This window comes from Achromobacter ruhlandii (assembly GCF_002082135.1).
GTDB lineage: Bacteria > Pseudomonadota > Gammaproteobacteria > Burkholderiales > Burkholderiaceae_B > Achromobacter > Achromobacter ruhlandii.
Genome location: NZ_CP017433.1, coordinates 3,198,243 through 3,210,944, shown reverse-complemented (window position 1 = coordinate 3,210,944; position 12,702 = coordinate 3,198,243). Strand labels below are relative to the sequence as shown.

The window sequence follows — 12,702 nt, the reverse complement described above, 5'->3', positions numbered from 1 at the left end:
GCATACTGCCTGCATGCGCGTGCCGGTCGCGCGCCCGCCTCGATTTCTGCCTGGATACCCCTACCCGATGAGGTGCAACCATGGACACGACCTCGCTCGCGCTGTCGACTCCCCCGCCGGTCAATCAGGGGCTACCGCGCGAATGCGCTTCCTGCGAGGTGGCGCGCCTGTGCCATCCACAGGACTGGGCGTCCCTGGCGCCGGCCGCGCGCGGGCGGCGCAGCGTGCGCCGGGGCGAAGCGCTGTATCGCGCCGGTGACGCATTGCACAACCTGTATCTGCTGCGCGCCGGGTCGATGAAGATCCGCGTCACCAATACGTCGGGTCTGGAGCAGATCACCGCGTTCCCGGGAGCGGGTTCGCTGCTGGGCCTGGATGCCATCGAAACCGGCATCCATACCTGCGATGCCATTGCGCTGGAGGACTCGGTGGCCTGCGCCCTGCCCTACCGCGAACTGGAGGCCAATTGCGAGCAGGATGCCGAGGCGGGACGCCAGTTCCATCGCCTGATCGCGCACGACATGAACCATTGCCAGCGCCTGCTGCTGACCCTGGGTCGCATGACGACGGACGAACGCATCGCCAGCTTCCTGGTCGAGACCTCCGAGCAGATGGCCGCGCATGGTTACTCGTCGCGCCAGTTCGTGCTGAAAATGACGCGCGAGGACATTGCCAACCACCTGGGCATGAAAATCGAAACCGTGTGCCGCGTTTTCGCGCGCCTGCAGGCGGCGTCGCTGCTCCTGGTAAGCAAGCGCCACCTGGAGATCCTCGACGTCGACGCCCTGCGCCGCTTGAGCTGCGGCTGACCCGGCCGCGTAGTTGAGTTTGGTCAATGTCGGCGGGGACGGCGGGCCTATGCTGGGTCTTCCAGGCGGCGCGGGCGCATGCATGCGCCGTCCCCGTGGAGAGACCCGCCATGCAACTCGACTACGAACCCCATGCCGCGCTGTACAAGTACGGCTTCAACAGCCTGCTGGCCTCGGCCTCGGGCTATTTCGACACTTTGCGGCAGTTGCGCACGTTGCAGCTCAGGACCGACAAGGAAATGCTGGCGTTCGTCCAGCATGCCCGCGACCAGGTCGACGCCGCCGACACCGCTGGCGCCTTGCTCGCGGTGCAGCAGAGCTTCATGCTGGAGCTGTTCGGGCGAGAGCTGGCCTACCTGCGGGAGCTGGAAAAGATCGCGCGCGAAGCCACCGCCTTGACTGCCGCCGCCATCCGCAGCAGCCAGAGTCCCTGGCAGGAACGCATGGCGCAGATCGCCGAAGGCGCGGCGCAGTTTCTGTCGCAGGGCAACGGGGCCGGCGGCGATCGCCAGGGCGATGCGGCCGCCGCCGACCGCCACGCTCAACCGACCGCGTAGCCGGCCCAGGCGGCCACGATCATCAGCAGCAGCCCGGGCACCACCTGGGCCGCGAAACGGCGTCCGCCGCTCGCGGCCGCGAACACCGCTTTGCTCAAGGCATTGGCCGACAACGCGGCCAGCACCGGCACCACGGTCTGCGCCGGCAGGACGCGGTCGGCGGCGGCCAGCGTCGCCACCGAGGCCGCCGCCGCATGGGTGTCGACGAAGCCGCCAAGCAATGCCGCCAGCGCGATGCCCCTTTGCCCCAGCCAGGCATTCAACGCGGCCGCCCCGACCAGCACGGCGGCCGCGATCAGCGCCAGCATCAGGGCCGCCTGCGGCTTGAAAGGCCGTCCGGGCTCCACTGGCGTGGCCGGCGGCTGGCGCATCGCGCGCAACAGAAACATCGCGCCATAGGCCAGCGCGGCCGCGCCGCTGCACGCCAGCGGCAGCAACAGGGCCTGCAGCGTGGCCGGACTGATCGCCAGCAGCACCGCCGCCATCAACACCAGGGTCGAGATCGAGGACAACACCGCGCCCGCCACGGCGGGCCCCATTAGCGATGGCTCGGCGGCCACCCGCTGGCCCATGGCGCCGATGGTCACCGTGCTGGAAATGAAGCCCGATGCGAAGCCGGCCAGCGGCAGCCCGATGCGCGGTCCGAACAGCCTCAAGGCGACGTGGCCGGCCGCGCTGACCGCCATCACCAGCACGGTGAACTTCCAGACGGTGCGCAGGTTCAAGGCCTGGAACGGCCCGAGGTAAGCATCTGGCAGCATGGGCAGCACCACCAGCGCGGCAGCCGCCAGGATCAGCCCGTCGACCATTTCCTCGCGGCTGAGGACCTTGCGCACGAACCGATGCAGACGCGTACGCGCCGCCAGCAGGATGGCGGCTGTCACGGCCAGGCCCGACGCCAGCACCGGGTCGCGCAGGCACAGGCCGCCCAGCAGCAGGTTCAACAGCAAGGCCGCCTGGGTGGCCATGCCCTGCCCCGTCCCGGCGGCCCGCGCGTGCGCCAGCAACAGCAGTCCCAACGCCGCCGCCGCCAGGCCCACCAGCAGCGCGCCGCCCAGGTACATGGCGACGGCGCCGAGCAATGACGTCAGGGCAAACGTGCGCACGCCGGCGGTTGGCCGGGCCAATGCGCCGCGTTTGCGCCGCTCGCGCTCCACGCCCATCAGCAAGCCGATGCCGAGCGCGATCGCGAACGGGAGTGGAGTCTGCGTGTCCATGATGTCACGTCAATGCGCCGAAGACGGCGCGGCCGCCCGAAGCCTCATTGTTGCGCCAAAACGGGCCCGGCGGGAATCGGCAATCCGGCCGATCCACGCCCGCCGGCCGATTTTCACGCCGGTTGACTCCCGTCAACATCGACGCGATCGCGCGCTCCTAACGTAAACCCACGGTAAGCCTATTCCCCCATTTCGGAGAACTCGCATGTATCAACGCATCCTAGTACCCGTCGACGGCAGCCCGACGTCGGAACGCGGCTTGCAGGAAGCCATCCGCCTGGCCCTGCTGACGCACGCCAGCCTGCGCCTGATCCACGTGATCGACGAAATGTCCTTCATGCTGGGCATCGACGCCTACGGCTACGCCGCCGGCGAACTGCTGGACCTGCTGCGCAAGGACGGCACCGAAATTCTGCAGCAGGCCAGCGCCACCGTGCGCGCGCAAGGCGTGCCGGTCGACAGCGTGTTGTATGAGAATCTGGACAAGACCGTGCAGCAGCGCATCATCGCCGAAGCCGAAATGTGGAAGGCGGACCTCATCGTGATCGGCACGCACGGCCGTCGCGGCGTGCGCCGGCTGGTGCTGGGCAGCAGCGCCGAAGGCGTCCTGCGCACCTCGCCCGTGCCGGTGTTGCTGGTGCGCGCGCCAGAGGAATCCGCGTGATTCCAGGGCGGCTCCGGGCGGGGTGATGCGGCATGCGCGCGCCGAGCCACCGGCCCGTGGCGGGCCGGCGCCGGGCGCGGGCCCGCCGGTCCGCTGCCTCGCCCTACAGTCCGCGGCAGTTGGGCGCCGGCCTGATCACCGGCGCGGCCGACGATGATCCCAGCGGCATCGCCACCTATTCCCAGGCCGGCGCCCAGTTCGGCTACGCGATGCTGTGGACGATGCCGCTGACGCTGCCGCTGATGGTGGCGATCCAGCTGGTGAGCGCGCGGATCGGTTACGTGACGCGGCGCGGCCTGGCGGCCAACATCAAGCGCGCCTTCGCGCCGCCGGTCTTGTGGCTGGTGGTCGGCCTGCTGGTGATGGCCAACACGCTCAACCTGGCGGCGGACATCGCCGCCATGGCACAGGCGCTGCACCTGGCGGTGGGCGGCCCGCGCGGCGGCTATGCCGTCGGCATCGGCGCGCTGTGCCTGGCGTTGCAGGTGTTCATGCGCTACCAGGCCTATGTGCGCTGGCTGAAATGGCTGACGCTGGCCCTGCTGGCCTACGTCGCGGTGGCCTTTACCATTGAACTGGACTGGGGCGAGCTGGCGCGCCAGCTCGCCCTGCCCCGTCTGGCGCTCGGCCGTGATGCGCTGCTGATGATCGTGGCGGTGTTTGGCACCACCATCAGCCCCTATCTGTTCTTCTGGCAGGCCGCGCTCGAGATGGAATCGGGTCGGGACGGGCTGACGCGCTCGGCCGGCGAAGTGCGGCGGCAACTGCGGCGCATCCGCGCCGACACGCTGGTCGGCATGACGTTCTCGAACCTGATCGGCTTTTTCATCATACTGGCCACCGCCGCCACGCTGCATGTTGGCGGCGGCGTCCGCATCGAAACCTCGGCGCAGGCGGCCGAGGCGTTGCGGCCCGTGGCCGGCGACCTCTGCTTCCTGCTGTTCTGCCTGGGGATCGTCGGCACCGGCCTGCTGGCGGTGCCGGTGCTGGCGGGATCGGCCGCGTATGCCGTGGCCGAGGCCGCCGGCCTGTCCGCCACCCTGGATGCCCGGCTGGGGCGAGGCGAGGGACGCGCGTTCTACGCTGTCATCGCCGCCGCGACGGCGGGCGGCGTGGCGCTGTGCTTCGCGCCGGTCGACCCGGTCGAGGAATTGTTCTGGGCCGCGGTGCTCAACGGCGTGGTGGCCCTGCCCATCATGGCCGTGATGATGGTGTTGGCGTCCCGGCGCGCGGTGATGGGGGCGCACGTGATCGGGCCGCGCCTGCGGCTGGCGGGATGGTGCGCCACGGTGGCGATGGGAGGTGTCGTCGCCGCCATGCTGGCCACGCTCTAGCGGCTCGCCCGATCGCCCGCGCAGGCCGTGGCGGCGTCCCCGCACATGACCAGCGGGACCTTGATGAACTGGCTGCCTGACAGGGACAGGCCGCGCAACAGGCGATCCGTCGACAGGATGAAGCCGGCGATCGGCGCGACCGTGGGCGCGCGCGGCCCCGCCATGGCGCTTTCGTCCAGGAGCTGGATGGTGCCGTTCTCACCCTCGATCCAACCGGGGCCGGCCAGGAACGCACGCAACGCGTCGTGGGCGGAAAAGAACAGCACGACGGCCTTGCCGTCGAGGCCGAGAATGGCGCCGGCCGGGCCGGCGATGACGTTGTAATAGGTGCGCTCGCCGCTGGCTTCGATCAGGACGCCGCGCCCGTAGGCCACGCCCAGGATGCCGCCGTCGGCGCGCAGGCCGGGCACCACCAGCACGCCGAAGGCGCGCGCCACCAGGGCCTGCGCGGCAGGCGAGAGCCGGTACAGCCGCGCCAGGGTGGCCTCGGCTTCGCGGTCGATCCGGTCCAGCATCGCGGGCGGCACCGCCAGCGGGCCCGGGGCCGGCTGGGCCCGCGCGACGCTGGTCACCAGCAAGGCCAGCAGGAGAAAGAGCAGCAACAGGAGGATGGGCTTTTTCATGAGGCGCTCCCGTGGTGGGCGGCATGGCGGACGCGGCGGCGCCGCCTGGCCAGGATTCACCTTGATTGACGCACGGGCGCGCCGACCCGCTGTTGACAAGTGTCAACCAGCCGGCGGCGTGGCGATGCTACACCGGGTTGTCGGCGCGGACATCCCGGACGCGCCGCCGGCCTTGCGAGGACGCGCGTCATGCCGCCATCCGCGGATATCTCCGATCTGGTCTTCGCCGACCGCTACGCCCGGCCCGGCGAGGCGACGCGGCTCGACACCTACCGCCGGGTGGCGACGGCGCTGGCGCGCTGCGAGCCCGCGCCCGACCGCGCCCGCCACGCCGCGCGCTTCTTCGACAACTTCCTGGCGGGCGCAATCGGCGCCGGCCGCATCATGGCCAACGCCGGCACCGGCGGTGACGCCACCATGGTGAATTGCTTCGTGCAGCCGGCCATCGACGCGGCGCCAGGGCGGCCGGCCAGTGTCGATGCCGCGCTGGCCCGCGCCGTGCGTACCCTGCGCATGGGCGGTGGCGTGGGCTACGACTTCACCCCGGTGCCGCCTGCGGGAACCGGCACGGGCGGCGTCTGTGCCGCCATCGACCGCTACGACCAGGCCTGCCAGGCGCTCGCCGCCAGCGGGCGCCGGCGCGGCGCGCAGATGGCGGTGCTGGCGTGCGACCACCCCGACCTGCCCGCGTTCCTGCGGGCCAAGGCGGGCCGTCGTCGCTGGCCGACGTTCAACCTTTCCGTGGCGCTGAGCGACCGCTTCCTGCGGGCGGTGGAACACGACGCATCCTGGGATCTGCGCCACGCCTGCCCGCCGGCGCCTGGCGCGCTATCGCCGCTGGCGGCTCGCGACAGCGACGGCTGCTGGCGCTACACCCGCCTGCCGGCGAGACAACTGTGGGAGTGGATCACCAGCGCGGCCTGGCGTGACGCCGAGCCGGGCGTGCTTTTCATCGATACGATCAACGCCCTGAATCCGCTGCGCGGCAGCGAATGGCTGGCCGCCACCAACCCCTGCGGTGAACAACCCTTGCCCGCCTATGGCAGCTGCGTGCTCGGCCCGATCCACGTCTCGCGCTTTGTGCGCCATCCGTTCGGCGTGGGCGGGCCCGCCGGTTTCGACTTCAGCGCGCTGGCGCGGCGCGTGCGCATTCAGGTGCGGCTGCTGGACAACGTGCTGGAACTGACCCACTGGCCCTTGCCCGAACAGGCCGCCGAAGCGCGGGCCAAGCGTCGCATCGGCGTCGGCCTGTCGGGCCTGGCCGATGCCCTGCTGATGCTGGGGTTGGACTATGGCGAGGCGCCCGCGCGGGCCTGCGCGGCGCGCATCGCGCGCTGTATCCGCGACAACGCCTATCTGGCGTCGGCCGAATTGGCGGGCGAACGCGGCGCCTTCCCGGCGTTCCAGCCGGCCGCCTACCTGGACGCGGGCGCTTGCGGCCTGTCGCGCCTGCCGCCGGCCGTCCGCGCAGCCATCGCGCGGCATGGCCTGCGCAACAGTCATCTGGTGTCGTTCGCGCCCACCGGCAGCGTCAGTATCGCCTTCTTCGACAATTGTTCGTCGGGGATCGAGGCAGTCCATGCCTGGCAATACTCACGCCGGCTGCGCCTGGGCGGCGGCGAGCCGGTCTCCGTGCGGGCGACCAATCCGGCCTGGCGCTTGTGGCATCGCCTGCACGGTGACGCCGCCGCCCTGCCCGCCTGTTTCCGCCGCGCGGCCGAGTTGCCCGCGGCGGCGCATCTGGCCATGCAGGCGGCCTTGCAACCCTGGGTCGATGCGGCGATTTCCAAAACCGTGCCGTTGGGGCCGGCCAGCACAGCGGCCGATGTCGGCACCCTGTTCCTGCAGGCCTGGCGCCAGGGCGTGAAAGGCCTGACCGTGTTCCGGCCGGATCCGGCCATGACGGCGGTGCTGGAACCGGCCCCGGACCCGGCCGGCGCGTGCGCGGCCGCCCGCGCGGCGGGTTGAAGGCTGCGCGCTACGCCGCTGCCGGCAGTCTTGCGGGCGCGCCCTCCGCCAGGCGCCGCGCCACGCGCCCCTGTTTGCGCGCCGCCCAGAACGACGGCGCTCGCAGGAAGCGCCTGCCGGCCTTGCGCGCCTCGGCCTGGGCTTGGCGCCGCAGGCGTCGGCAGGCGTCATCCAGGCCTTGGCGCGCCAGTTTGCCGGTGGCCAGGCTGACGCAGGTATCCGGCGCCAGCCGCGCTGCGGTGCGCAAATCCTGTGTGCCGCCCAGCGCCGCCTGCAGGTCGGCCAGGCCCTTGGCATAGCGTTCCAGCCGGCGCGAGGGACACAGTTGCAACAGCGCTTCGCTGGCGTAGCGCAGGCGCTTGATCTCGATGCGGGTCTGGTGCTCGCGCCGGGCGCCCTGCCCCTCGGCCTCCAGGCGGCCGCGCAGCGCCGCGTCCCAGCGCTCGAGCCGACGGCGCATGGCGCGGTACAGCGCCTTGGGCTGGCGCTCGGCCAGGGCCGCGTGCATTTCATCGCTGCGCTCGCGCAGCAGGCGCACCATGCCGTCGAAGCGCTCGTTGCGCAGACTGGCGTACATTTCGGCATGCGCCACGTCCGAGCGCGCGCCCGCCCGCCGCAGCGAGACCTCGCGGTCGATATCCGGCTCGGCCTCGCACAGCCGCGGCAGGACGTCGGCCATGAACACATCCCAATCTCGCGCCCGCGACAGGGGCTGCATGGCCCAGGCGACCTCCCGGCGCAGCGCGCGCCGCAACGGCTGCCGGTCGGCCGGACGCGGCAACAGGTCCGACAAGGCGCACAACCGGCGCACGTAGATCCGCAGGTCGTGGATGAGGTCGGGCGCGGCCTGTCCTACCGCGGCATCGCCCTCCCTCAAGCGCCGCACGCGTCCGTGGATCTCGCCGAACCAGATCGCGGCGACGGCGTGCAGCCCGTCCCGCAAGGGAGATGGCGCGGCGGCGCCATTGCCCTCGGGCCTGGCCCGCGGCGCAGGCGTGGCGCCGGCGGGTTCCCGCGCGCCGCCGCCGTTGGCGGCGGTGGGCTTGGTTGATCGCGTCATGACCGCGCTCCTGGTGATTGGGTCAATCCCACGGTACTCGCGCCCGCCCGGGGCTTATTGACGCTGGTCAAGCTTGGCGGCCGCAAGCAACGGCACGGCCCCAATTCTTGAGTTGACCAGACTCAATACGCGCCGTGCCCTGGGCGCGAGACTGGACCTGCGGAGCGCCCAGTTCCCTGTGGGCCGTGCCCGCACATCCGCCGCTCTCTTCTTCCTCAGTTGCCATTGGAGATTCAACATGAAAGACGAAGAACTACGCCGCAATGTCCTGGACGCCCTGGAATTCGATCCGCGCATCGACGCCTCCGGCATCGGCGTCGCCGCGTCCGGCGGCGTCGTCACGCTGACCGGCCACGTTGGGACCTACAGCGAAAAGTACGACGCCGAACGGATCGTTTCGCATCTCAAAGGCGTCAAAGGCATTGCCCAGGACCTTGAAGTGCGCACCGCCCTGCAGCAGCAAAACTCGGATGACGAACTGGCCCGGCGCGCGATCAGCAGCATTGGCTGGAACGGCTCGGTGCCGGACGGCAAAGTCCAGGTGAAAGTCCAGCAGGGCTGGGTCACCCTGACTGGCCAGGTCGGCTCGCACTATCAGCGCGCGGCCGCCGAAAGCGCGGTCCGGCGGCTGTCCGGGGTCAAGGGCGTTTCGAATCTGATCACCCTGGAAGCGGGAGTGCCCGTGGGCGATATCAAGGAGCGTATCCAGAATGCGCTCAAGCGCAGCGCGGAGCTGGAGGCCAATGACATCCAGGTATTGGTGCACGACCGCAAGGTGACGCTGACCGGCAAGGTCAGGAGTTGGGCGGACCGGCACACCGCCGAACTGGCCGCCTGGAGCACCCCCAGCGTAGCGGGCGTGGATGACCGCCTGGAGATCCGCTGACCGTCGCCGGCACGGCCTTGCCGCGCGCTCCATGCGGCGCGGCACGGTCGCCGGGACGCCACGATGGCCGTGGCGGACGTCAGGGAATCAGCACCGCGGTGGCTTGCAACCGCCCTTGACGCAAGTCTTCCAGGGCCGCATTGGCATGTTCGAGCGGATAAGTGTGGATGTCGCAATGTACGCCCGCCGCCGAAGCTAGTGCCAGGAACTCCCGGCCATCCGCGCGCGTCAGGTTCGCCACCGACACCAGCTTGCGCTCGCCCCACATCAGCCGGTAGGGGAATGCGGGAATATCCGTCATGTGGATCCCGCCGCAGACCACGCAACCGCCTTTGCGCACCGCTTGCAAGGCCATCGGCACCAATTCGCCAAGGGGCGCGAAGATGATGGCCGCGTCCAGCGGCTCGGGCGGCGCCTGCCCACTCTCACCGGCCCACACCGCGCCTAGCGCCCGTGCATGCTGCTGGGCCGCCGTATCACCGGGTCGGGTGAAAGCATGGACGCGGCGGCGCTGCCACGCGCAGACCCGGGCCAGCACCTGGCCCGCCGAGCCAAAGCCGTACACGCCCAGACGCGTCGCTTCGCCGGCCGCGCGCAGGGCACGCCAGCCGATCAGGCCGGCGCACATCCACGGCGCCATCGACTCTGCCGCGCCATCCTGCGGCAGCGGGTAAAGATAGGCGGCCTCGGCCAGCATGTGCGAGGCAAAGCCGCCGTCCCGTGTGTAACCGGTAAAAGCGGCCGCGTCGCACAGGTTTTCGCGGCCGGAAAGGCAGAATGCGCAGCGTCCGCAGGTCCACGCCAGCCAGGCGGCGCCCATCCGCCTGCCCAATAGGCGGGGATCGACGCCCGCGCCGGTCTCCTCGACCACCCCGACCACTTCGTGGCCGGGCGTGACGGGATAGCGCAAGCCTGGCAGGTCGCCGTCCACGACATGCAGGTCCGTGCGGCAGACGGCGCACGCCTCAACCTTGAGCCGTACCTGGCCCGCGGCCGGCCGTGGCGTGGGCCGCCGCTCCAATGCCAGCGACGCACCCCGCGTCGGTTGCGACATGGCTCGCATGGCCGGTCGCGCCGCGACGGGATCAGCCCACCACCAGCCTGTCGGCCACCTCGACCACGCCCGGGGCCGACCAGGCGGCGCGTTCGGCCGCGCCCCGCTCGCTCCAGCTGTTGACGCAGCCGTTCAGGGTTACCTTGTTGTCCTGCACGCTGACCTGGACGCGGTTGGCTTCCAGCTGGGCGCTGCGCAGCAAGGCGTCTTCGATGCGCCGCTTGATGTCGCCGGCGCGCACGCTGGGCACGACTTCGATGGTGTTCGAAATGCCGATCACGCCGGAGAGCTTGCGCACCGCGCGTTCGGCGGCGTCTCGCTGGTAGAACCACTCCACATTGCCGCTCAGCGTGACCCAGCCTTTTTGCACGGTGACCTGCACCTTGCCATCGGGCACGGTGGCGTCCCAGGCAATGATGCTGAGCGCGCGCGCGGCGATCTGGTCGTCCGCCAGCTGTTTGGCCGCCGCGGTGCGCACCTGGATTTCCTGGGCGATGCCGCGCACGCCTTTCACATGCTGCACCGTATGCTCGGCGGCCAGTTTCTGCGCATAACTGCCGACGTGGCCGCTGAGCGTCACCACGCCGTTCTCCACCGCCACGCCGATGTGCAGGTCGTCGATGCTGGGCTCGAATGCCAGCGCCTGCAGCACCCGCTCCCGCAGTTGTTCGTCACTCATGATGTTCTCCTGGTGCCGGGACCGGGACACCCGGTCCGCGTACATCGCCCGGGCGCGTCGCGCCCCTGGCATCCTGGGGCGTGGCGCTATTCGATCCGCAGCGTCTTGCCCTGGCTGCCCGCCATTTTCGGCAGCGTCAGCACGAGCACGCCGTTTTCGCAGGCCGCCTTGGCGGCGGACGCATCGATCGGGCTTGCCAGGGTGACCGAGCGCTCGATCTGGCCCCAGTAGCGCTCCCTGCGCAGGACCTTGCCTTCTTCCTTGACTTCGCTGCGCTGTTCCTTGTTGGCGGAAATCATGACGGTGGCGCCGTCGATCTGCACCGAGATGTCCTTCTTGTCGACGCCGGGCAATTCGGCCTTCAGGACATACTTGTCGCCGTCCTCGGTGACGTCGAGGTCCATGCGTGGCGATTCGCCGTCGGCGCGCTGCCGCAGCGGCCGCAGGAAAGCTTGGAAGACGTCCGCGAACGGATCGGCGGAGACGGCGCTGTAGGGGGTGAGGCGAGACATGATGGCTCCTTCAATAGCGGTGTGGACACACCTGTCCCGCCATCTTGAGCCGTCGTCTCCGGCGCTTGTTGACCTTTATCAAGCAGAAATCGCGCCCCTATTTCGACCGAGGCGATCACCGGCCCTGCAGCCGGACCAGCGCGGCCGCCAGGTCATCGCGCGCCTGGCCAGGCGCGGCGTGGTCGAGCGCCTGCCGCAGCGGTGCGACGGCGGCCTGGCCCGTCCGAAGCAGCATTGCCTGCACGGATGACCGCAGCAACGGATCGTCACTGCGCAGCCGCGCGTCGATCGCCGCCTCGATCACCGCCGATGCAATTTCAGCCGGCAACGGCCAAGATTCACCCGCCACCGCCGCCATCATCGCCGCCTTGTCCACGAGCCGTGTGGCGTCGGCCTCCCCTTTGATCGAGCCCGCAAGATACAGCAGCCCGGCCGGGCCGCTCTGCGCGAGCGTGCGCCACGTGACCCTGGAGGACGTGTTGGAGCGCGATACGGCATCGATCATCGCCTGTGCGATGGCGTCATCGGGCTTGGGAAAGCCGCCGAGCGTGACGATGAGGCGTTCACGCGCTTCATCGGAGGGAGCCTTTTCCAGTGCCAAGATCAGCTCGCGCACGATATCGCGATAGCCTGTAGACCCTGGCCCCAGCGTCTGGGCGATCTGGATGCGGACAGCGGGCGATGTTGATGCCGCGCTGGTGGCATCGAGTTTCAGGCGCACGTCGTCCGGCAAGGCCAGGCCTGCGGCGATCTGCGCCAGATCTCCCAGCGTTCTTTCATCCCGCGTGTCGCGGATGGCCTGAAAAATGGTCTCGGACGCGCCTCGAGTCGCGGTCCAGAGCGCCGTCCGCGTTGAAGCGCGATCCGGCTCCGCCTGCGCCTGCCGCAAATGCGCGAGCAAGGGGCCTGCCATGGCGGCGCGTCCAGGCGCGTCGGCCACGGCGAGAATCCTGGCCACCGCGTTCATGCGCGGCTGCGGGACATTGCCGGCCATGTCCCGCGCCATGGCCTGTAGCAACGCGTCGGACAGGCCGACGCCGCCTTGACGGCGTTGCGAGAGAAACGGCGCTGTCCAGAGTTGTTCGGCCAATGCCTGCGCGGCCTGGGTTTTCTCGCCTTCGTCCTGCGCAGCCACATAGCGGCGCGCGATCTCGGCAAACCCGCGCTGGTGCTCCGCCGACAGTTCCTCGCGCGGAGGGGACTGCCGGGGCGGATCCGCAAGACCGGCCGCGGCGGCTCCCGCGGCTGTCAATCCCAAGATGGCTGCCAGCCCGAATGGCCGCAATGCCGGGCCGCATGCCCGCCACGCCGGTCGCCGCACGGCGAGCCTGCGCAGGTT

13 protein-coding genes are annotated in these 12,702 nt (G+C 70.2%); 6 read left to right on the top strand and 7 right to left on the bottom strand.

The window, feature by feature from the left end:
* Window positions 1-80: 80 nt before the first annotated feature.
* On the top strand, window positions 81-809 hold the full coding sequence (locus AruCF_RS14460; protein WP_063568918.1) for a helix-turn-helix domain-containing protein: 729 nt from the start codon (window positions 81-83) through the stop codon (window positions 807-809).
* A 110-nt stretch (window positions 810-919) separates the two neighbouring features.
* A complete protein-coding gene (locus tag AruCF_RS14455; RefSeq protein ID WP_049073738.1) occupies window positions 920-1,366 on the top strand; it encodes a hypothetical protein in 447 nt (148 codons plus the stop codon).
* On the opposite strand, the gene AruCF_RS14450 is transcribed toward AruCF_RS14455, so the two are convergent.
* Complete coding sequence (locus tag AruCF_RS14450) at window positions 1,351-2,583, bottom strand: MgtC/SapB family protein (RefSeq protein WP_049073736.1); 1,233 nt, start codon at window positions 2,581-2,583, stop codon at window positions 1,351-1,353. The genes AruCF_RS14455 and AruCF_RS14450 overlap by 16 nt on opposite strands.
* Window positions 2,584-2,788: 205 nt before the next feature.
* Between AruCF_RS14450 and AruCF_RS14445 the strand changes: the two genes are divergently transcribed.
* Window positions 2,789-3,247 carry a universal stress protein gene (locus tag AruCF_RS14445; RefSeq protein ID WP_049073734.1) on the top strand — a complete coding sequence of 153 codons (459 nt, stop codon included), beginning with the start codon at window positions 2,789-2,791 and terminating at the stop codon, window positions 3,245-3,247.
* A 32-nt stretch (window positions 3,248-3,279) separates the two neighbouring features.
* On the top strand, window positions 3,280-4,581 hold the full coding sequence (locus AruCF_RS14440; protein ID WP_080977421.1) for an NRAMP family divalent metal transporter: 1,302 nt from the start codon (window positions 3,280-3,282) through the stop codon (window positions 4,579-4,581).
* Here AruCF_RS14440 and AruCF_RS14435 read toward each other — a convergent pair.
* Window positions 4,578-5,204, bottom strand: coding sequence for a lipid-binding SYLF domain-containing protein (locus tag AruCF_RS14435; RefSeq protein ID WP_049073731.1), 627 nt, complete (start codon window positions 5,202-5,204; stop codon window positions 4,578-4,580). The two genes, AruCF_RS14440 and AruCF_RS14435, sit on opposite strands and share 4 nt — an antisense overlap.
* A gap of 189 nt (window positions 5,205-5,393) precedes the next feature.
* Here AruCF_RS14435 and AruCF_RS14430 point away from each other — a divergent pair, with 189 nt between their 5' ends.
* Window positions 5,394-7,172, top strand: a complete 1,779-nt coding sequence (locus AruCF_RS14430) for an adenosylcobalamin-dependent ribonucleoside-diphosphate reductase (RefSeq protein ID WP_049073730.1) — start codon at window positions 5,394-5,396, stop codon at window positions 7,170-7,172.
* 10 nt (window positions 7,173-7,182) lie between these two features.
* Here the strand turns inward: AruCF_RS14430 and AruCF_RS14425 are convergent, their stop codons facing one another.
* Window positions 7,183-8,232 carry a CHAD domain-containing protein gene (locus AruCF_RS14425; RefSeq protein WP_049073729.1) on the bottom strand — a complete coding sequence of 350 codons (1,050 nt, stop codon included), beginning with the start codon at window positions 8,230-8,232 and terminating at the stop codon, window positions 7,183-7,185.
* A gap of 238 nt (window positions 8,233-8,470) precedes the next feature.
* Here AruCF_RS14425 and AruCF_RS14420 point away from each other — a divergent pair, with 238 nt between their 5' ends.
* Window positions 8,471-9,118 (top strand): BON domain-containing protein, encoded by a 648-nt coding sequence (locus AruCF_RS14420; RefSeq protein ID WP_049073728.1) that lies wholly within the window; start codon window positions 8,471-8,473, stop codon window positions 9,116-9,118.
* Between the two features lie 79 nt (window positions 9,119-9,197).
* On the opposite strand, the gene AruCF_RS14415 is transcribed toward AruCF_RS14420, so the two are convergent.
* The 4 genes from AruCF_RS14415 to AruCF_RS14400 form a co-directional block, all read right to left on the bottom strand.
* The gene (locus AruCF_RS14415) at window positions 9,198-10,181 is read right to left on the bottom strand and encodes a zinc-binding alcohol dehydrogenase family protein (RefSeq protein ID WP_049073726.1); all 984 of its coding nucleotides are present in this window, start codon (window positions 10,179-10,181) and stop codon (window positions 9,198-9,200) included.
* A 22-nt stretch (window positions 10,182-10,203) separates the two neighbouring features.
* A complete protein-coding gene (locus AruCF_RS14410; RefSeq protein ID WP_049073724.1) occupies window positions 10,204-10,851 on the bottom strand; it encodes a BON domain-containing protein in 648 nt (215 codons plus the stop codon).
* Window positions 10,852-10,937: 86 nt separating this feature from the next.
* The gene (locus AruCF_RS14405) at window positions 10,938-11,363 is read right to left on the bottom strand and encodes an Hsp20/alpha crystallin family protein (protein ID WP_049073722.1); all 426 of its coding nucleotides are present in this window, start codon (window positions 11,361-11,363) and stop codon (window positions 10,938-10,940) included.
* A 115-nt stretch (window positions 11,364-11,478) separates the two neighbouring features.
* On the bottom strand, window positions 11,479-12,621 hold the full coding sequence (locus AruCF_RS14400; RefSeq protein ID WP_144419133.1) for a hypothetical protein: 1,143 nt from the start codon (window positions 12,619-12,621) through the stop codon (window positions 11,479-11,481).
* Window positions 12,622-12,702 lie beyond the last annotated feature (81 nt).

Excerpts from the sequence above, each read along its gene's own strand:
- AruCF_RS14460 (WP_063568918.1), top strand. The coding sequence starts at position 81 with ATGGACACGACCTCGCTCGCGCTGTCGACTCCCCCGCCGGTCAATCAG.
- AruCF_RS14440 (WP_080977421.1), top strand. The coding sequence starts at position 3,280 with ATGCGCGCGCCGAGCCACCGGCCCGTGGCGGGCCGGCGCCGGGCGCGG.
- AruCF_RS14415 (WP_049073726.1), bottom strand. The coding sequence starts at position 10,181 with ATGCGAGCCATGTCGCAACCGACGCGGGGTGCGTCGCTGGCATTGGAG.
- AruCF_RS14450 (WP_049073736.1), bottom strand. The coding sequence starts at position 2,583 with ATGGACACGCAGACTCCACTCCCGTTCGCGATCGCGCTCGGCATCGGC.
- AruCF_RS14420 (WP_049073728.1), top strand. The coding sequence starts at position 8,471 with ATGAAAGACGAAGAACTACGCCGCAATGTCCTGGACGCCCTGGAATTC.
- AruCF_RS14430 (WP_049073730.1), top strand. The coding sequence starts at position 5,394 with ATGCCGCCATCCGCGGATATCTCCGATCTGGTCTTCGCCGACCGCTAC.
- AruCF_RS14410 (WP_049073724.1), bottom strand. The coding sequence starts at position 10,851 with ATGAGTGACGAACAACTGCGGGAGCGGGTGCTGCAGGCGCTGGCATTC.
- AruCF_RS14435 (WP_049073731.1), bottom strand. The coding sequence starts at position 5,204 with ATGAAAAAGCCCATCCTCCTGTTGCTGCTCTTTCTCCTGCTGGCCTTG.
- AruCF_RS14445 (WP_049073734.1), top strand. The coding sequence starts at position 2,789 with ATGTATCAACGCATCCTAGTACCCGTCGACGGCAGCCCGACGTCGGAA.
- AruCF_RS14425 (WP_049073729.1), bottom strand. The coding sequence starts at position 8,232 with ATGACGCGATCAACCAAGCCCACCGCCGCCAACGGCGGCGGCGCGCGG.
- AruCF_RS14405 (WP_049073722.1), bottom strand. The coding sequence starts at position 11,363 with ATGTCTCGCCTCACCCCCTACAGCGCCGTCTCCGCCGATCCGTTCGCG.
- AruCF_RS14455 (WP_049073738.1), top strand. The coding sequence starts at position 920 with ATGCAACTCGACTACGAACCCCATGCCGCGCTGTACAAGTACGGCTTC.